The sequence below is a fragment of the Chrysosporum bergii ANA360D genome (assembly GCF_029891735.1).
GTDB lineage: Bacteria > Cyanobacteriota > Cyanobacteriia > Cyanobacteriales > Nostocaceae > Umezakia > Umezakia bergii.
In genome coordinates this window covers 1-19768 of the sequence record NZ_JANQDH010000012.1, presented here as the reverse complement: position 1 = coordinate 19768, position 19768 = coordinate 1, and the positions used below count along the sequence as shown (strand labels likewise).

Genomic DNA, 19768 nt, shown 5'->3' with positions numbered 1-19768 from the left:
CAATGGCAAAACATCATAAAAGTAAAAAACTATTAGTTGAGGGTAAAGATGATTTACGAGTTATACCAGAATTAATTGAAAAAAATGGAATTTATTGGGGTGATAATGAAAAACAAGGAATTGTATTAATTGAGGAATGTGGTGGTTTCACAAATATAACTTCAGACCTTATATCTACAGAATTACAGGCTAGAGGACTCACACATTTAGGGTTGATGGTAGATGCAGATGATGATGCGGATTCACGTTGGCAAAGTCTCAGAGATACTATTTTGTCAAGTCTTAGCAATCACAATAGTATAGATATTCCTGAAAGAATACCAGAAACAGGTTTAATTGTTAATACACCAGATGGACAGAAGTTTGGAGTTTGGATCATGCCAGATAATATTATACCAGGTATGCTAGAAACATTTTTAGGTTATATGATTCCTCAGCAGGGTGAATCTTTGTGGCAATATGCTCAAAAGGTAGCAAGGGAGGCAAAAAAACAAGGAGCAAAATTTAAAGATTCCTATATTGAGAAGGCGGCAATTTACACATGGTTAGCATGGCAAGAAGAGCCGGGTAGACAAATACATCAAGCTATTAAATATAATATTTTCAATCCGCAAGATCCAAGGGTACAGGTATTTATAACCTGGTTTGAAAAAATGTATGATTTATAACATAGTAATATATATGGCGATCGCATAATATTTGTTAGTCTGAAAATCATAAAAAAAACGGTAGACGTTCAAACATCAGCAATGAGTACCATCAAAATTCATTTAATTGTTGGCATTCATAAGGTTACCCTGGCAGTGTTTTATACACAGCAACAAGAGTACTGGCAATTCCGCTTGGTTACTCCGGGAGGCGCAGTTTTTGGTGAGCATAAGATTTACTATAGCCCGGAAGCTGCGGAGAAGGCCGCGCGACAGTGGATTAAACAAGGCCATTGAAGCAATAATATTAGTTTCTCCCTTCAGCAAGAGTTTCTAAATGAAAGGCCAGATTGATAAGGGCCATCTCAATCTCAGAACTATAAGGAATTCTGCGCCATTTTGGGGTGGTTGCATTATCCATTGCAGTTGTTTCTAGGTATTGAGCAACAACTATTAGTTTTTCGGGATCTGTTGCTGCTGTGGCCAAATTTTCTAAAAATTCTTCTGGTGTCATGGCTTTCCTACAAATACTCAAGAGTATGACAATTTCACTACTGCTATGAGAATAACTACTTCACCATTATTATTCTGTTCATGACACTCATGTTTTCTTAAAACCTCTTTCTCAAAAACCTTGCTTAATTTTGGCAAACAAAGACTCATATTGGTCTATTGCTGATGCAGGTAACCATTGCAAAAATTCACTTTTATCAAAAACTTGATGATTATTCTGTAACAGCGGTCTGAATGGTTTTTCCACATCCGAGACACTAATATTAGGAAAAACTGGCGAATTACTTTTAGTTAATACAGAAATTTGTTTAGCAGTATCTGTCCGCCAACAAAAATCAATCCATTGTGATGATAAAGTATCTGTTTTAACTCCTTTGGGACGTACCCATAAATCAGCCCAAATTGCTGTTCCTGATTTCGGAATTACTGCGGCTAACTGGGGATAACGCGCCAATATCGGTATAATATCGCTTGACCAACCAACAGCTAACCAAGTATCTCCAATAATTAGGGGTTCTAAGTATTGATGGGAACTATATAACTTTACCTGTTGATTTAATGCCCGTAATTCATTTTCTAAATCTGGTATTGTGTTCAGATTTTCTGTATTGTAGGATTTTCCCAATTTTTTTAAAACTAGACCAATTACTTCTCTAGATTGATCGAGTAAAGAAATTCGGTTTTGTAATCCATCTCGCCACAAATCACTCCAGTCCTGGGGGGTCCAACCCAAACCCTGGAACTTTTCCCGATCATAAACAATTACTGTACTACCCCAACGGTAGGGAGCGGCCCAAACATCTCCTTGAGTATCTAAATTTCCTTGATTATTCCGCCTTACCAGTTGCTTCCACCTGTCATCTAAACCCCACCAATGCTTTAACTCTTTGATTTCCGCCTGTTCTAGTGGTTGAATTAGTTTTTTCTCAATGGCTCCTTTGAGCCAATAATCTCCTAAACTGACTAAATCAGATGGTAATGGTGGTTCAGAAGACCTAAATGGTATAAACCGACCCCAAAATGAATCATCAGTGGTGTTTGATGGATTTTGCCAACTTTGCAATTGTTTAAATAAATCCTGTATTTGGTCTACGGGGGAAAAATTTAATTGTACCTGTTGCTTTAAACTCCGGCGAAACTGAGAAACTACCTGATTGGGGATAGAACCTTTTAATAACTTGACATTGAGTTTTATCTGGTTGCTTCCTCCACAACCTAACAAAAGTTGGGAAAGCGCGAGTCCACCACCAGCCAGCAAGAAAGAGCGTCGATCCATCGGTTTTGGATTTGGAACTGCGGAATTTTGACTATACAAAATTATAACCTAACTGCTTATTAGACTGTATTTTGGGAATAATAGGGGCAAACATCCTCTAAGAACCACTTTAGACTATTATGCTCATAACAACTGCTAATGGATTCATTTATCTTTACCAAGATTATGATTAATGCTATTCAAAAATATTAAATTAAATTTATTATATAACGGTAAACACTCACTCTGCCCATCCGGACACAATCCGGGCAAAAATTAAATAATTCAAAAATATAGTTAATATCACTAGTAAATTGAATAACATATAGAAAATATACCAATAAAAGGAGAAGGGTATTTAATGGAACCATTACAAACACATATCCTGACTTTAAATCATAAACTTGATGCCCTCTACAAAGTGGTTGAGCAACTTGATCATAAACTTGCTCAAGCCTTCTCCGAATGTTATTTAGCAAATACACAGGGACAGAATAATAATTATGTAGAAAATAGTGAGCTAGTCCAGCAGCATTTTAAAGGACATATCAACTTAAATCCAAACATGGAACATAAAGATGTTTTGACAGATGGTATGTCTTTAGACATAAATCGGCAAAGTGGAGATAAATACTTAACACCAGAAATTCAAATACAACGACTAACAGCACAATTAACAGCAGCATACAATCGCATTGCTGCTCTGGAAGAACAGTTAATGAAAGATAGAATTCATTGATACCCGAGGACACGACCTTGGTTTTCGGTTCTATGTCGTGGAATTTCTGTTGGTAAGCAGCATCTCTAATTGAGCCTCTATGGCGGTTAAAAATTCTTTTTCTTGCCAATTTTGGCGGAGAGAAGCAGCAATGCAAGCAGCACCTGCGCCTACACCTTCCTTCACAAACCCCCGCTCATAAGCTTGGAGTTGGGGATAACGGGAGTTAGCAAAACTTAACTGAGTGGCAAATAAAGGGGGAATTGTTTTACCTAAACCCAGGGCTAATTCAACAGTAGCACCGGTTGGATCTTCTGCTACCCAACGAGTAGTACCAACAACCACTGCAGTGGGTCGCCAAAACAAACTATAAGCATTAGCGATCGCTACGATTAAAGCATAAACTGCCAGCATTTGTGTACCACCAGCCAACAAAACCCCACAATTACGACTAGCAGCGATGGCCATTCCCGCCACTACTACTTGCATGGGATCGCCCACAGCAGCCACAAGTTCTAAGGGGTCTATGGTAGCAGAGGGGAAATATAGTTTTCCCCTTGCTTTTCTCATCTTTTCCAATCCAGCTTGTACCACTGCCCACTTTTGCCGATGATTACAAACAGGATGGCTACTATTAACTTTTTCCTTTGCGTCTACACCCAAGCCGGTTAAAATTCCCAGAGCAGTTGTAGTCCCTCCCACAACACACTCCCCTAAAATGACATACCCTTGTTGAACATTAGCAGCCAAGCGTTCTCCCCACAATAGCCCTTGTTTGAGCAAATGGTGTACTGTTGAAATTTCCATAGCCGCACCTCCACTCAAACACTTAGCAGCACTACCCCCCAAATCAATCACCGGTACAGCAGGAGGCTGAGGTAAACCAGCGTTAAATAAATAAACTGGAATATTCAGGGACTCCACCACAGCACGAGAAATTAGCACAGGTGAAGCCCCCGCGGTCAGAGGTGGTAGAGGATACACTGCTTTTTTTTCTGCTCCGTAGTATAAAAACTCAGCATCAGCACAAGCCGTATACTTTCGAGCTTCTGGACTACTACCAGCAGCAGAAATACCGGGAATTAAACCAGTTTCTGTAAAACCTAAAACACAAGCAAAGGTCGGTAAACATTTACCATACTGAGCAATCCATTTTTCACCCTGTTCTATTTGGGTATAAATAGCAATCAATTATTCAACCTTCGTAATCCATGAGAGCCTGTACCCATTGTGGCGGAAGGGGAATAGAATTTCCCAAGCGTTCCAATAACAGCCATGCTGCCAAGTGTACCATAAATAAATAAATCAAGTTATTGAAGACAATTAACAGCACAGCCCCCATTTGGATTAAAAATAAACTAGGAGTAGCTAATAATTGTAGCCTCATAAATGCCCAATCTATCAGTTCTGTGACCTGATTAATGGCATAAACCCACAAATCTTCCCCCGAAAATAAAGACAGCAACCACAGACGAAAAAACACCCCCAAGGTACCCAAGAGCGTACCCAAAGTAATAGATACTAACCAGGAAGCGCGACGATGCCATGTTAAGCCTAACAGCACGCCCATAAAAGCAAAGGGCATAACAAATAATACACTGCGAACTGGACCAATCAGCACACATAGCAGTAACCCGGAAGTGACAGCAGCCATCCAAGCTGCTCTTTTACCCCAGCGCAGGTAAACTAAAGCAATTGGTAGGGGGAAAAATATCCGTAGTACTGGACCTAAAGGAAAATACAAATTAATCAACCAAATTAAACTCCCAGCACTGGCTAAAAAAGCTGTTTCCACCATTCGTAACGGTGCATCAAGTTTTAGTCTAGGTGTTGTCAACTTCTCTTGATTTAACTCTTTATTTAGGGAGTTAGAAGGTTCAAGGGACGGGTCCTCATTCGGTAAAGAATCTGAAATACTCATAAAATAAATTTTAACAACTTTGTTTTTATTCTTTCACCATATTGACCTCATCCTTATCAGTTATGGGTAATTTAGGCGATGATTTTTTCTAGAGCTAACAAATCAGGTATGGAAATCTTATCAGAATCCCTGATAATCAACCCTTTTTTTTCCAGTTTTGTTAATACTCTTGTCACTGTTTCCCGGGCTAGTCCGCTCAAACTACTCAATTCTCGGTGGGGTAAATTGGGAATTTCCATACCAGTTTGTCCTTTTGTTCCTTGTCCTTCTGCCAAAAATAACAAAGTATCTGCTACTCGTGATTGACTGTCAGATTCTCGTAATCGCAGTCTGCGGTTTACTTGTCGTAAGCGTCTAGCCATTAATTGTGACAATCGCAATCCCGCTAATGGTTCGGTATGAATTAACCTGACAAAATCCTGAGATGGTAAACTGCCAATCAGGGTTGAAGTTAGGGTAATTACATCAGTGGAGCGTGGTACTTCATCTAATGCTGCCATTTCACCAAACAATTCGCCTTTACCAATAATATTGAGCGTTACCTCTTTACCTTCCAAATTATAAGTACGAATTTTGACCCACCCTTGTAAAATAAAATACACTGATCCACCCCAATCATTTTCCAGCAGGATCATTTGATTTGCTGGGTGTGTACGGGTCACCAGATGACTAAGAGCTACTTCTATAGCAGCCTCCGGTAACCCTTGAAAAAAGGGAGCTGATCTAATTATTGAGGGATCGCTGGTGGCTTGCAAGCTATATCTGTCTTCCATTACGGCATATTTATTAAAGCTATTATATACAAAAAACAAAGCGGTGAATACCTCTAAGTATCAAACCACAAGCCCTATTACAAATAAAAGTACCCAGTGTTAAAAAAAGTTACAATTAATACAAATAATTGGTTTACTTATATGGTCAAGAACAAAGGAATGAAACTGAGAAAGAAACAATACATATATATACTGGTGATGATTCCTCAATCATACACTAATTCGGGAGGATAGAATTACTTGACTTTCCGGAATATTATTTGTAAGTTAATTATATTACAAATTTCATGACTACAAAACATAAACACATAATTATTTTTGCTCATGTCATATTTTTAGCTATTCACCCACAACCCAACTTAAGTAAAGAAATGCCCCCTTGCCATTCAGCCAGGCTTTAGGTACATAATTGCTCATATAGGTGCAAACCTGTGGCATTTCTGGATGTTTTCTATCACTAGATACATCGGAGAATTTGTAACATAGTATGTACAGTCATAGGGCTAGGCACTTGATAAAATTAATAACATAATTTTCGTCAGCTGTCCCAATGGTTACTACTTTCGGAAATTTTGTAGTTTTCCAGTAATTCTCATACAAGTTAAAGTACAGTTTTAGCTAAGGTAATTAAAAGTGACTTCCCGCGTAGATCAAATTGAAAAATTGATTGCAGACATTGACAACTTACTGAACATCCGTGGTAAGCGCCTATCATCTCGGCTTTTGTCTGGTCAAAACACCGAAGCCAGAGAGGTTTTAGAAACAATTCGCAAGTTCCTTGTCCAGGAAAGAGAAAGTGAGATTTCAAATACTCATCATCAAAACAACCAAACTGGAGAGGTGCGAAGGTCTCCTTTATTAGAGAAATTTGTCAACCAAAGTAACAAGCAATCTTTGGGACAGCAAAACCAACCAGAGCAAGAACAAGGTAATGTGCTAATTCAGCAACTAAAAAGCGAATTATCCTCACTAATACAGCCGTTGCAAGCCGAATTAGCAGCAATGATGCAAGAGAGGGAAAATCTTGTTCAAGAAATTAGACAGCTAGAGCAAAAGAGACTGCACAACTACTCTCTGAGCCAGCAGTATGCTCACCAAGAGCAGATGATTTCAGAATTTTTGCAGTTGCTGATGAGCCGTGTTGCATCTACTCTCACGCCTCAGATGGCAGATAGTTCTGCTAATCAGGATAATTATAGCAGTATAGAAACTGCATCTTTAGCCACTCCAGATATCTTAGAATCATCAGAAAAATTACAAAAATTAACATATCTGACGGGGGAACTAGATCAACGTCTACTATCCTTAGATGGGACTGTAAATTTTGTTTTTGAGGCATTACAGCGCAACATAAACACTTATTACGAGTCCTTATCTCAAGGTTTAGCCAAAATGCACAGCACGGGTGTACAAGGCCAGCAGTTGATGGTCAATTTTCTCCATAATTTAACCCAGCATTTGCAGCAACAAGCCCAGATGACAGAGTTATCTTTTCCAGATTTAGAAATAACTCAACCCCCATTTGCATCAGCATCATTACCAATCCCCACAAAACCAATCCCCACAAACACCACTGCACCAGAACTAGCACCACAAGATTACACTAGTGGGGAAACATCCCAGTCTTGGGGATTTTCATTACCGGAAGCTGAACAGGAAGATGTAAATGATGTCAGTATGGCAGATGATCTGGATGCTATGCTTTTGGATCTAAGTGTAGATGATTCTTCCTCATTTGATAAGGCAAAGACAGCACAGCAGGATGATTTGGAGTTAGTAGGTGATGAAGTAGATCAACTGTATGCCAGTTTATTAGACACTGATCATGTCAATGATCTGAGGGTTGATCAAGAAAATTTATCATCGTCTCACATCACAGAAACTCAACCTACATTTGTAATTCATCCCTCAGAACCAGAGGTAATACCAGAAAATAATATCACTGAAAGTACATTAGCATCGAGAATTACGCCAATAACAAGGGTTCCAGACCCTTGGCTTGAGCAAGCAGACGCAGAATTAGAGTCTTGGACAGAATTGTTTTTTGAGGAGGATACCAACCCGGAAAAATGGGGAGATTTTTCTGGGTCGTCGTCTACAGCAGTGATGTCACCTGATAATTTGTCTGTACAACCAAGTAGTGCTGATACTATCACAGCCCTGAGTGAATTATTTACTGAGGAGCAAAAACTAGAAATTGCTTCTAGTTGGGAAGCAGCAGCAGTAATAGCTCATAGTCAACAATTGCAAGTAGCAACTCCTAACCAAGAAGATGGGGATTTAGATAACTACATTTCAGCTTCTCCACAAGAAAATTTACTTGCATCACATGAGAGCCAGTCTGCTAATGTGGCGGATATCACTCTGGATGAGGAGCAGATCCAACAATTAAATCAAGATTTAGCGAATTTTGATGAATTGAATGTTGATTATGATACTCCTAATCTTGCTGAGTCTAATGTGGAGTTACGGGAGGTTAAGCCAATATCATGGCCGCAAACAGAAATAGATTTAGATTTTAGTCCCACAAATAAAGATGAGATAACAGTTTCCCAAACTAGTGCTGACCAACAAAGTTCTTTTGGGGGTGCTGACTCTGTGAATAGTACAAATATTACCCCCAATATGCTGGACTCGGTTTGGTACTTGGGTGTTGATGTGGGTACAAGTGGAATTTCTGCGGCTTTGTTGAATCGTTCTACTGCTGTTGTTTATCCCATTTGCTGGTCAGCAGAAAACCAACAAAGATTGACTTCTTTTCCGCTATCGTTTCGTTTACCAGCAGAAGTTTATCTACCTACTTCACCACAAGGGGAGGCTGAGAGGGGAGAAGCTCAGAAAATGGCGGAAAATCACCAGCAGAATTTTTACTCAGTACAATTGAAGCCTTATTTGCAGGTGGCTATCCCATATAAAAATGAACAGCAAAGATGGGAGCCGGTTTTGCAATTCAATCAATTTTCTGCTGGTCCTTTAACTTGGGTGGTGCGATCGCTTTCTAAGTTACTGTTAACTTTAAAGTCAGATCGCTACAGTACTACTCAAGGTTTAATCGCTAGTGCTGTGGGTTTAAGTCATGAAACTTTCCGTCACATTATCAATAATATTGCTGGTGTTGTCTGTACCTGTCCATTTAGCTGGTCGGAACAATATCGCTTTAATGTGCGGGAGGCTGTACTTAATAGCCAATTGGTCTCACATCCACAGCAAATATTTTTTGTGGAAGAGGCGATCGCTAGTTTACTTAGCATACTGGATGGCGCTGATGGTGAAACAGTGCAAATCAGCGATTCCGAAGGTTTACATCCGGTTAAATCCAGCTATGATTCTTTAGTTGGTAATAGTTTTGTCATTAACATTGGGGCAAGTACAACAGAAATGACACTGGTAGACTTACCTGATAATTTGCAGGAACTGAAGCATGATGACTTTATGCTGCATAGTTTCGCTTACGCTGGTAACGGAATTGAGCAAGATATTATTTGCCAGTTGTTACTTCCTCCAGATTATCGCCAACCTCGGCAGATTAATTCACCAGATAATACAACAACTACTAATAACTCTTGGCAATGGCAAAACCCTTTTCCTGGTTTGGAGCAAATGCGTTGGGAAAGTTTAGGGTTGGAGGGGTTGGATTTACCCCAAGTAGCTGAACCGGATATGACTGCTCGAATTCGTCTCCAGCAAAAATTAGAAAGTTCTTTGTTGGGACGGGCTGTGCTTGATGCGGCTCTGGCTTTGAAGCTAATCTTACAACAGCAAGATTCTTTTACTCTAGAATTGGCAGATGTGCAATGGGTATTACAGCGACGAGATTTAGAAAACCGTGTATTTGCTCCTTTTGTCCGCAGTTTAAATCGAGAGTTTAATAAGTTGTTGGCGGCTCGTGGTATAACTACGGAAGCAATTAATCAAGCCATTATCACTGGAGGGGGGGCTTGTTTAGGGGCTGTAAATTATTGGCTACGTCAAAAATTGCCTCACACGAAAATTATTCAATATTTGTATCTGGGTGAAAACGGCGCTCCTAATTGTAGTCGGGTAGCCTATGGTTTGGCAACCTTACCTCTACATCCCCAGGTTTTAGAACAACCCAAGCAACATTACACCGACTATTTCTTATTTATGGAATTGCTGCGACTTGTGCCAGATAGAACAGTATCTTTTGGTGAAATTCTCCAGTTATTTGAAGATTCCGGCATTAATACCAGTATTTGTCAACGACGCTTATTAGCTTTCTTGGAAAATGAGTTACCTCCGGGTTTGATACCTGCAATTCCAGATTCTACCTGGCTTAGTTCTAGTTCTCGGAATAACCGAGACTATAAGGCGATCGCTTCTGCACCACTGTTTGAAAAGCAAGGAAATCTTTCTTATCGTCCCAATTTTTCACAGGTGTTGGTTTTGCAAACTTATTTAAATGCCATCAAAGCCAGTACTAAACAACCCATCAATGAACCTTACACAGTGAATTTTGCTGTACAAGTGACTGATTAGGATTCTGTTTTAGATTTTGGATTTTGGATTTTGGATTGTTCCCTCTGTTGATTTTGAATTTTGATTCAGCCTTTAACGCCACTACTGGTTTCTGTAGGGACAATGTAGCGCTGTAAAAATAAAAATAATAGCAGGATTGGGGCGATGGAAATTAGCGAACCTGCGGCTACTAACCGCCAGTCTAGGGAAAATGTGCCGGCTAGTTTGGCGACTCCCAAAGGTAGGGTATATAAGCTTTCATCTTGAATGACAATTAAAGGCCAAAGAAAATCACTCCAAGCACCGATAAATACAAAAATAGACAGAGTAACTAAAGCCGGACGAATGGCAGGTAACATCACATACCACCATAAACCCAATTCTGAACTACCATCAATGCGGGCTGCTTCTTCTAGTTCTTTGGGTACGCCCATAAAGGCTTGTCGCAGTAAAAAAATTCCAAAAGCTGAGGCTAAACTAGGAAAAATTATCCCTAAATAAGTGTTTCTTAGTCCTAATTGCACTGTCAAAATATAAAGGGGAATCATGACAATTTGAAAAGGAATCATGATGGTGGAAACAATGGCGATAAAAATCCAGTTTCGCCCCACAAATGACAGTCTGGCTAAAGGGTAAGCAGCTAAAGAACAAAATAGTAAATTCAATGCCACGGTTAGCACTGCCACTAAGGTACTATTATATAAATATTGTCCAAAGGGCAAGGCTTGCCACACTCTGAAAAAGTTATCTATTGTTGGTTGAGTGGGGAATATTTGGGGGGGTGACTGTAAAATATTTTCTGTGGGGGACTTCAAAGCTGTACTAAGCAACCATAACAAAGGAAAAAGCGTCACCAGTGCAATGGCAGACAATAACCCGTAGGTGAAAATACGTTGTGATTTGGGTGGGTGAGGGTTGGTCTTAAAATTACTCAATTTTGTTCCTCAATTCTAATCATTCCTCATCTTACCTGTAAGATAGTGGGGATTGTCTGTAACAATATACTTTAAGGGTTTATCCCAAGTTTCTCGAGGTATTTGAGAGAGATAAGCAAAATCAAACATAATGCCTATGGTGGGTTTATGGGCATAATGGGGTGAACTAAGTAAGCGGTCATAATACCCACCGCCATAACCTAGACGATATCTGTCATAATCGGCGGCTACACAGGGAACTAGAATTAAATCAACTTCTCCTGGTTCTATACTGGGGGTATGGGCATGAGGTTCAGTAATTCCATAAGTACCGACTTGAAGGGAATCTCCAGGTTTCCAGGTGTGCCATTGGAGAGACTTACCCACGCAACGGGGAAACCCCCAATTATAATTAGTATTTTTAAATAAGGGACTCAAATCTGGTTCTTGACGAAAGCTAAAATAAGCCAGTATTGTTTGAGCTTGGGTAAATACAGGGGACTGTTGCAGGTGCTGACAAATGCGATCGCTTTTTTCTCTCCATTGTGTCACAGATAGTGATTGCCGTTGTTTAAGCAAAATACGGCGTAAATCAACTTTATCCATGGTAAACTGCCAATTTGTTCACTTTTTCTCACTGTGATGTTGCTGAAAAAAAAGTGGGCAATGCCCACATTCTTATTACTATGCAGCGTTTTGTCGATACCAGTCAATGGTATTTTTTAGCCCTTGCCTAAAACTTACTTGGGCGGTAAAGTTAAAGGCTTGCTTGGCCCGTTCAATATCTAAGCAACGCCTGGGTTGACCATTGGGTTGATCTGTTTCCCAGACAATCTCACCGTTAAATTCCATCAATTCGCAGATCAGTGTAATTAAGTCACTGATGGAGATTTCTGCACCAGTTCCCAAGTTAACCGGTTGGGAATCGTTGTAAAGTTGTGTACCCATAACAATGCCCCTGGCTGCATCTTCTGAATACAAAAACTCACGGGTGGGGCTACCATCACCCCAAACAGGAAGTTGTTTTTCTGCCCTGATTTGGGCTTCATGGACTTTGCGAATTAAGGCCGGAATCACGTGGGAACTACGAGGGTCAAAGTTATCTTCAGGACCGTATAAGTTGACAGGTAACAAGTAAATGCCATTAAAGCCATACTGTTGGCGGTAAGATTGCAATTGAACTAAAAGCGCCTTTTTAGCAATGCCGTAAGGAGCGTTAGTTTCTTCCGGGTAGCCATTCCATAAATCATCTTCTTGGAATGGTACTGGTGTAAATTTGGGATAAGCGCAAATGGTCCCCACACAAACAAATTTTTCTACTCCAGCTTCATAGGCAGTGTGAATTAGCTGAGTCCCCATGATCAAGTTGTCGTAGAATAACTCGGCGGGTTTTTCCCGGTTAAGACCAATACCGCCCACGTGTGCTGCTAGGTGAATGACAATATCTTGCTGGTCAACGGCGCGTTGGCAATTTTCCAGAACGCGTAAGTCATAATCACGCGATCGCGGCACTGTAATTTTCGCACTATCGGCCCCGGACTGACATAGTTGATCAATCACGCGACGGCCGAGGAAGCCAGCGCCGCCGGTGACGAGAATCCGTTTATTGTTTAGTTCTAAGGCGTTCATAATCTTATGGTGTGGGGACAAATCAGAAATGAAGAGCGCCCAGTTCTGGACGAATAGTGGCTATATCATGAGAAACTGTACCATTACCATTGGGTGAAGTTTGACCCAAGGCCTGTAGGTCTGCTTCTACCATCAAAGCTACTAACTCATCAAAGGTTACAGATGGTTGCCAACCCAACTGTTGTTTAGCCTTGGTAGGATCACCAATTAACAAATCTACTTCTGCCGGACGGATATAGCGCTCATCGAACTCTACATAATCTTCCCACTTTAGGTTGACATAACCAAATGCTTTTTCCAGAAATTGCCGTACAGAGTAAGTTTGACCCGTGGCAATTACGTAGTCGTCTGGCTGGTCTTGCTGCAACATTAGCCACATTGCCCGCACGTAATCCTTAGCATAGCCCCAATCTCGCTTGGCATCCAAATTACCCATATAAAGTTTTTTCTGTTTACCTGCCACAATTTTGGCTACTGCCCTAGTAATTTTACGGGTAACGAAAGTTTCCCCCCGTCGTGGTGATTCGTGGTTAAACAGAATGCCATTACAAGCAAACAAGTTATAAGATTCGCGGTAGTTCACCGTTTGCCAGTGGGCATAAACTTTAGCACAAGCATAGGGACTGCGGGGATAAAAAGGCGTTGTTTCCTTTTGGGGTACTGCTTGCACCAAACCAAACATTTCTGAGGAACCGGCTTGATAAAACCGCACTTGAATTCCTGTACGTTGCTGGTAGTCGCGGATTGCTTCTAGTAAACGTAATGTTCCCATACCCACGGCATCAACAGTATACTCTGGTGAGTCAAAACTCACTCTCACATGGGATTGAGCGCCTAGGTTATAAATTTCTGTGGGCTGCACTGCTTCTAAGATGCGGCGTAATGTTGTACCGTCGGTCAAGTCGCCGTAGTGAAGAAACAACCGCACTCCCTGTTTGTGGGGGTCTTCATATATGTGATCAATGCGGTCTGTGTTAAAGGTGGAGGTACGGCGAATAATACCATGCACCTCATAACCTTGTTCTAGCAATAACTCACTCAGGTATGAACCGTCTTGACCAGTAATACCAGTAATTAACGCGCGTTTGCTTTGGGTCATGCTCAATTATCCCCTGTTATCTTTAATCAATATAGTCCCATGTTGATTTTGGCAACCTAGTCATTGAAAACCAGATTGCCTTGAAATAGTCAACCTAATAGTTCTAACAATTATCCGTCATTAAATATACTTATTAAAACCTAATTTCACAAGTTACCTCAAGCAGCTTAACTCAAAACCGACCTGATCAATTGTATAATTTTTTTAATCTTGGTCAAAAATTTATATAAACTTCTTAGATAAACTTCCCTTTGTTAAGCTTGAATTAATTTTCTAGGGTAAGGGGTGGGGTTAACTGTCATTTTAATCACCCCTGTATCTTCAGTATGCTCCTTTATTTTTGGGGCAAATAACCACATTAATTGTTTTCAATATTATCCATAAGTCAAGCCAAAAATTTCTAAATTTGACATAATGCAGGTCTATTTGTACTCTTTTTGGGTAAGGAATGTCATTACGTCCAGAAACTTGCCATAATCCAGTGATGCCTGGACGAATGGTTAAGATATAATCCATGTGACAACCATATTTTGGCAATTCTGAAATAACTAAAGGGCGCGGTCCCACAACACTCATATCTCCTTTGAGAACGTTCCAGAACTGGGGAAATTCATCTAAGCTGGTAAATCGCAGAAATTGACCAATTTTAGTAACTCGCGGGTCTTTTTTGAGTTTAAAGTTACTTTCAAACTCTTGGCGCAAATCGGGGGATGTTTCCATCATTTGCACAAGCACTTCCTCGGCATTGGTCACCATTGTCCGGAATTTGATACAATTAAAAACCTTGTAGTTTTTCCCCACCCGTTTTTGGACGTAGAAAATTGGACCTTCTGAGCTTACAGCAATCAGCAGGGACAAAATTAAATAAACAGGGCAGAACAAAATCAATACCAACAGGGAAAAAACTATATCAAATAGTCGTTTAGCAAACTCTCCGTTTAAACCTTGAAAAGACAAGCCTGTAGGTTTCAGCCCCGGCGGTTTTGTTTTTTGGCCGCGTCTGAAAAAAGCACGCTTAGAAGCGTTAGCATCTTGCCGTTGGGCTTTGCCATTCCTAAAGGGTAGTTCTCGCTTACCGGAGAGGAGTGAGCTTTGGGCAGTCATTATACTCCTTAATAATCCACACCACACATAATCTCAATCTTAAAGCTAAAATGAACTGCTCCTGGGAATAAATTGCCAAAAGCCCACAAAACACCTAACTACATTGATTTGATCACTTTGACCGTGCTTTTTGTTGGTTGCATTGGTCTATAAATTGGAGATAGCGCTGGCCAAAGATTTCCAAGGAAAACTGGGAAACGTGCGATCGCATATACTCCAGATTAAAAGAATTTTGATCAGCTGTGAATTTTTCCACTGCCTCCATTAAAGCCGCTGCTGTTTGGTTTTTAAACAATATACCTGTTGCTGTATCCATACAAGAGTGTAAATCGCGCACTGTTTCTAAAGCACCTCCAGCACCATAGGCAATTACTGGAGTCCCACAAGCTTGTGCTTCTACTAAAGCGATGCCAAAATCCTCACAAGCTGCATACACAAACGCTTTAGCTCTAGACATATATTTTTTGACAACATCATCGGGCTGCCATCCCAGTATTTGGATATTAGAGTTAGCCATATTGCGAATGTTGGGCATTTCTGAACCTGTACCAATAATTACTAAGGGTAGTTTTAATTGATTGAAGGCTTTAACAATTAAAGATACCTGCTTATAACTGACCAATCGGGAAACTGTCAAATAAAAATCTTCTTTATTGGCCAAAAATGGGCAACTATCAATATTGACTGGGGGATAAATGACTGTTGCTTCCCGTCGGTAGCAACGCCAAATCCGCCGGGCTGTATGCTGGGAATTAGCGATGAAGTAATCAACGCGATTAGCACTCAATACATCCCACTGGCGCAATTCATGTAATAAATAGCGAGTTACCCATCCAGCTACACCCTGTCCCAAGTTACTTTCGCGTAGATAATCAAAAGTTAAATCCCAAGCATAGCGCATGGGGCTATGACAGTAACAAATGTGCAACTGATCCGGAGTGGTTAAAACTCCTTTAGCCACCGCGTGGGATGACGATAGAATTACGTCATACTGCCGCAGGTCTAATTGTTCAATGGCCAATGGCAACAAGGGCAGGTACTTTTGTACGCCATTACGGGCAAAAGGCAAGTGTTGGAGAAAGGTTGTACCAATCTGACGTTTGTATAAATAACTTTCCCAATTGCTGGATTCAAAATCAATCAAGGCATATAAATTCGCATCAATATGATTGAGAATTTGCCGCACAACTAATTCCGAACCGCCTGTGGCTTTTGGTGTAAGCCACTCATGAACCAAAGCGTATTTCAAGGACACCTGAGCTAACTTTTAGGGTTGACATCTCCCCTGGTGGAAACACAGGGGATTTTATACTGTTGTTGCTACGCGGTCTGAAGACACCCTACGCAACCTTTACCATTTGGGAGTTTGACACTCCCTTACTCACCTTGACTAAGATTATACTTAGCTGTGTGACTACTTGAGTTTGCATCTTGATGAGGCAAAAGACCTGATTATCTCAAAAAAGGTTCCAGATGAACTCTCTAACCTGTTAACCTCAAATTGGGGAGGGGAAAGCTACTACCCCACTCCCCATCCTGTAAAAGTTAAAAAGTGGGAATTTATGCGAATTTTAATCATGGGTGGTACAAGGTTTATTGGTGTTTACCTGACTCAGTTGCTTGTAGAACAAGGACATGAGGTGGTACTGTTTAATCGTGGTAATCGTCCTGTACCGACTTGGCCGGGATTAGGACAAATTATAGGCGATCGCACTAACTCTGACCAACTCAAAGCAAAATTATCATCGGAAAAATTTGATGTTATTTTTGACAATAACGGACGGGAACTTACTGATACTCAACCATTGGCAGAAATTTTCCAGGGTCAAGTGCAACATTTTGTTTATATGAGTTCTGCTGGTGTGTATCTCAAGTCTGACCAATTACCCCACACAGAGGGTGATGCAGTGGACCCTAGGAGTCGTCACCGAGGTAAGCATGAAACGGAAGCTTACTTAACTCAAGAGAATTTACCTTTTAGTTCTATTCGCCCTACCTATATTTACGGACCAGGTAACTATAATGATTTAGAAAGTTGGTTTTTTGATAGAATTGTCCGCCATCGCCCTATTCCTATTCCTGGTAATGGGTTACATATTACACAGTTAGGTCATGTTAAGGATTTAGCCACAGCCATGTCACAGGTGATAGGTAATCAACAAGCCATAGGACAAATTTATAATGTTTCGGGCGATCGCTATGTTACTTTTGACGGTTTAGCCCGTGCTTGTGCTGTAGCTGCTGGTAAGTCACCTGATACCATGAAAATTGTCCACTACGACCCGAAAAAATTTGATTTTGGCAAGGGTAAAGCTTTTCCCATGCGAGTACAGCACTTTTTCGCATCAGTAAATAAGGCTATGACTGAGTTAGCTTGGCGACCTCAATATGATTTAATTTCTGGGCTGACTGATTCTTTTGAAAATGATTATCTGGCTAATAGACGAGATCAAGCTGATGTTGATTTTTCCCTGGATGATGAGATTTTACAAGCTGTTTAAAATGTAATTAAGTTTGCTCCCCGATTTTTCCCTAAGTCGGGGTGGTTGTTTTATTAATACCGTGGGGTTATGAACGGATATGCAAACAGTATTAGTGACAGGAGGGGCGGGGTTTATTGGGGCTAATTTTATCCTGCTGGCTAGACGGTTGGGATGGGCTAAGATAATTAATTTGGATAAGTTAACTTATGCTGGTAATTTAGGTAATTTATCTCAAGTACAGGCTGACCCATACTATCATTTTGTTCAAGGGGATATTGGTAATTTTGAATTAGTTAGTTATTTATTACAACAGTATCAGCCAGAGGGAATTATTAATTTTGCTGCTGAAAGTCATGTAGACCGTTCTATTTTAAATCCTGAAAATTTTATCCAAACTAATGTAGTTGGCACATTTGGTCTATTAGAAGCAAGTCGCGTCTATTGGCAAGGTTTATCAGCAGCACAACAGCAGGTATTTCGCTTTCTCCATGTGTCCACAGATGAGGTATATGGTTCTCTCAATCCCCAAGAACCGGCTTTTCAAGAAACTAGCCCACTAGCACCCAATAGTCCTTATGCTGCTTCTAAGGCTGCATCTGACCATTTTGTCCGTGCTTACTATCATACCTATGGATTGCCTACTTTAACCACAAATTGCTCTAATAATTATGGACCTTACCAGTTTCCTGAAAAACTCATTCCTTTGATGATCCTCAATGCTATGGAGGGTCAACCCCTACCTATATATGGAGATGGGCAAAATATCCGTGATTGGCTTTATGTGATTGACCATTGCCGGGCTATTCTCTTAGTTCTACAACAAGGTAAAATTGGCGAAACTTATAATATTGGTGGATTAAATGAACAAACTAATTTACAAGTTGTTGAGAAAATCTGTGCTATTCTTGACCAACTAGCACCCAAACCAGAGTACAAATATTCTGCTTTAATTACTTTTGTTAAAGACCGTCCGGGTCATGACCGGAGATATGCAGTTAATTGTCATAAAATCACTGATGAGTTGGGCTGGAAACCGGAAGAAAACTTTGACAGTGGGTTATTAAAAACTGTGCAATGGTATCTCAATAATTCAGACTGGGTGAATCAAGTACGTTCGGGAGAACATAAGTATTGGTTAAAAGAAAATTATGAAAATAGGTAAGCTCCAAGAATATAAATTACCCCAGAGATCACTGTTAACACCACAGATAACCAAAAAGCAATTAATGTGGGAAGTTGCCAAGCTAATGATAAAGGTGCAATTAATAGGGATATGGCTATGATCTGACTAACGGTTTTTAGTTTACCCCAAATATTTGCCCCTGTAATTGTAGTTTGATTGACCCGCCAACCCGCGATCGCTAATTCCCGCGCTAAAATGACAAACACTCCCCATGCTGGAATTTTCTCTAGTTCAACTAAGACTAACAATGGCGCAAATACTAGTAACTTATCCACCAAAGGATCAAGAAACTTACCTAAATCAGTAATTTGGTTGAGTTGACGCGCTAAATACCCATCTAACCAGTCGGTTAACGCCGCAACTAAAAATATGGTCAAACATACCCATCTGGCTTGGGGTGTGGGATTATATAGTCCATAAAGTAAAAATGGTATTCCCAGTAGTCGAGAAAAAGTTATCAAGTTAGGTAAATTCATAATTGGTAGGAGCTAATTGTTTAGAGCGAATTTTGCCGAAGTGAGGTACATTTTTAGCAAGCTGGACTTGTGCTACAAGACGATTATTTACATTTGTATTTCAGGTGCTTAAGACTTACGCATTGACAAAAAACATGATCTATGAGATATAGATCATGGGATTGCCTACGGCACTGGCGAAGCCAATCGCCTGTAACACAAGAAGCCGGGGAATAAATTCCCCGTCTCAAAGCTCAAGTCCGTTAAAACGGACTCTTACGGAATGCGCGAGCGCCTGTAACACAAGCATCCTGCTTGTCACCAATACCCGCTAGAAGCCGGTGCTACTGATACCACATTACAACCCGATGCAATAACCGAGAATCAAAGTCCCCCTAGATTAATTCACTATTTTGTTATTCTGTCAATGCGTAACTCCTAGTGCTTAAGAAATGCTTTTAAGAAATGCTTTTAAGAAATGCTTTTAAGAAATGCTTTATAATCTCAAGCAATCAAATAATTGCCCTAAAGTCAACTGTAAACCACTGATAAACTCTGGTACTGGTAATATATCTTCTTCTGCTTCTAAAAATATTGG

General features: G+C 40.3%; 18 protein-coding genes. 6 read left to right on the top strand and 12 right to left on the bottom strand.

The window, feature by feature from the left end:
* Window positions 1–2 precede the first annotated feature (2 nt).
* Both NWP17_RS01045 and NWP17_RS01040 read left to right on the top strand, forming a co-directional pair.
* Window positions 3–668: a DUF3226 domain-containing protein gene (locus NWP17_RS01045; protein WP_280653062.1), complete on the top strand. Its 666-nt coding sequence runs from the start codon at window positions 3–5 to the stop codon at window positions 666–668.
* A gap of 81 nt (window positions 669–749) precedes the next feature.
* On the top strand, window positions 750–944 hold the full coding sequence (locus NWP17_RS01040) for a hypothetical protein (protein ID WP_280653061.1): 195 nt from the start codon (window positions 750–752) through the stop codon (window positions 942–944).
* Between the two features lie 10 nt (window positions 945–954).
* Here the strand turns inward: NWP17_RS01040 and NWP17_RS01035 are convergent, their stop codons facing one another.
* Both NWP17_RS01035 and NWP17_RS01030 read right to left on the bottom strand, forming a co-directional pair.
* Entirely contained in the window at window positions 955–1161 is a 207-nt protein-coding gene (locus NWP17_RS01035) for a hypothetical protein (RefSeq protein WP_280653060.1), read from the bottom strand.
* A 111-nt stretch (window positions 1162–1272) separates the two neighbouring features.
* On the bottom strand, window positions 1273–2436 hold the full coding sequence (locus tag NWP17_RS01030; RefSeq protein ID WP_280653059.1) for an extracellular solute-binding protein: 1164 nt from the start codon (window positions 2434–2436) through the stop codon (window positions 1273–1275).
* Window positions 2437–2776: 340 nt separating this feature from the next.
* On the opposite strand from NWP17_RS01030, the gene NWP17_RS01025 reads away from it, so the two are divergent.
* Window positions 2777–3154, top strand: coding sequence for a hypothetical protein (locus NWP17_RS01025; protein WP_280653058.1), 378 nt, complete (start codon window positions 2777–2779; stop codon window positions 3152–3154).
* 30 nt (window positions 3155–3184) lie between these two features.
* On the opposite strand, the gene cobT is transcribed toward NWP17_RS01025, so the two are convergent.
* The 3 genes from cobT to NWP17_RS01010 form a co-directional block, all read right to left on the bottom strand.
* Window positions 3185–4324 carry a nicotinate mononucleotide-dependent phosphoribosyltransferase CobT gene (cobT, locus tag NWP17_RS01020; RefSeq protein ID WP_280653057.1) on the bottom strand — a complete coding sequence of 380 codons (1140 nt, stop codon included), beginning with the start codon at window positions 4322–4324 and terminating at the stop codon, window positions 3185–3187.
* Between the two features lie 4 nt (window positions 4325–4328).
* Window positions 4329–5054 (bottom strand): DUF2232 domain-containing protein, encoded by a 726-nt coding sequence (locus tag NWP17_RS01015; protein WP_280653056.1) that lies wholly within the window; start codon window positions 5052–5054, stop codon window positions 4329–4331.
* 71 nt (window positions 5055–5125) lie between these two features.
* Entirely contained in the window at window positions 5126–5827 is a 702-nt protein-coding gene (locus NWP17_RS01010) for a Crp/Fnr family transcriptional regulator (protein WP_280653055.1), read from the bottom strand.
* Between the two features lie 633 nt (window positions 5828–6460).
* Between NWP17_RS01010 and NWP17_RS01005 the strand changes: the two genes are divergently transcribed.
* Window positions 6461–10324, top strand: coding sequence for a hypothetical protein (locus NWP17_RS01005; RefSeq protein WP_280653054.1), 3864 nt, complete (start codon window positions 6461–6463; stop codon window positions 10322–10324).
* A 65-nt stretch (window positions 10325–10389) separates the two neighbouring features.
* Here the strand turns inward: NWP17_RS01005 and NWP17_RS01000 are convergent, their stop codons facing one another.
* The 6 genes from NWP17_RS01000 to NWP17_RS00975 all read right to left on the bottom strand — a co-directional run bounded on the left by NWP17_RS01000 (window position 10390) and on the right by NWP17_RS00975 (window position 16304).
* Complete coding sequence (locus NWP17_RS01000) at window positions 10390–11238, bottom strand: carbohydrate ABC transporter permease (RefSeq protein ID WP_280653053.1); 849 nt, start codon at window positions 11236–11238, stop codon at window positions 10390–10392.
* A 15-nt stretch (window positions 11239–11253) separates the two neighbouring features.
* Entirely contained in the window at window positions 11254–11823 is a 570-nt protein-coding gene (locus NWP17_RS00995) for a 5-formyltetrahydrofolate cyclo-ligase (protein ID WP_280653052.1), read from the bottom strand.
* Between the two features lie 78 nt (window positions 11824–11901).
* Window positions 11902–12846 carry a GDP-L-fucose synthase family protein gene (locus tag NWP17_RS00990; RefSeq protein WP_280653051.1) on the bottom strand — a complete coding sequence of 315 codons (945 nt, stop codon included), beginning with the start codon at window positions 12844–12846 and terminating at the stop codon, window positions 11902–11904.
* A 22-nt stretch (window positions 12847–12868) separates the two neighbouring features.
* A complete protein-coding gene (gene gmd, locus NWP17_RS00985) occupies window positions 12869–13945 on the bottom strand; it encodes a GDP-mannose 4,6-dehydratase (protein ID WP_280653050.1) in 1077 nt (358 codons plus the stop codon).
* 321 nt (window positions 13946–14266) lie between these two features.
* The gene (locus NWP17_RS00980) at window positions 14267–15049 is read right to left on the bottom strand and encodes an undecaprenyl-phosphate galactose phosphotransferase family protein (RefSeq protein WP_280653049.1); all 783 of its coding nucleotides are present in this window, start codon (window positions 15047–15049) and stop codon (window positions 14267–14269) included.
* Window positions 15050–15161: 112 nt separating this feature from the next.
* Window positions 15162–16304: a glycosyltransferase gene (locus NWP17_RS00975; RefSeq protein WP_280653048.1), complete on the bottom strand. Its 1143-nt coding sequence runs from the start codon at window positions 16302–16304 to the stop codon at window positions 15162–15164.
* 307 nt (window positions 16305–16611) lie between these two features.
* Between NWP17_RS00975 and NWP17_RS00970 the strand changes: the two genes are divergently transcribed.
* Complete coding sequence (locus NWP17_RS00970) at window positions 16612–17550, top strand: NAD-dependent epimerase/dehydratase family protein (protein ID WP_280653047.1); 939 nt, start codon at window positions 16612–16614, stop codon at window positions 17548–17550.
* 79 nt (window positions 17551–17629) lie between these two features.
* Window positions 17630–18694, top strand: coding sequence for a dTDP-glucose 4,6-dehydratase (gene rfbB / locus NWP17_RS00965; RefSeq protein WP_280653046.1), 1065 nt, complete (start codon window positions 17630–17632; stop codon window positions 18692–18694).
* On the opposite strand, the gene pgsA is transcribed toward rfbB, so the two are convergent.
* The gene (gene pgsA, locus NWP17_RS00960) at window positions 18679–19191 is read right to left on the bottom strand and encodes a CDP-diacylglycerol--glycerol-3-phosphate 3-phosphatidyltransferase (protein WP_280653045.1); all 513 of its coding nucleotides are present in this window, start codon (window positions 19189–19191) and stop codon (window positions 18679–18681) included. The two genes, rfbB and pgsA, sit on opposite strands and share 16 nt — an antisense overlap.
* Window positions 19192–19768 lie beyond the last annotated feature (577 nt).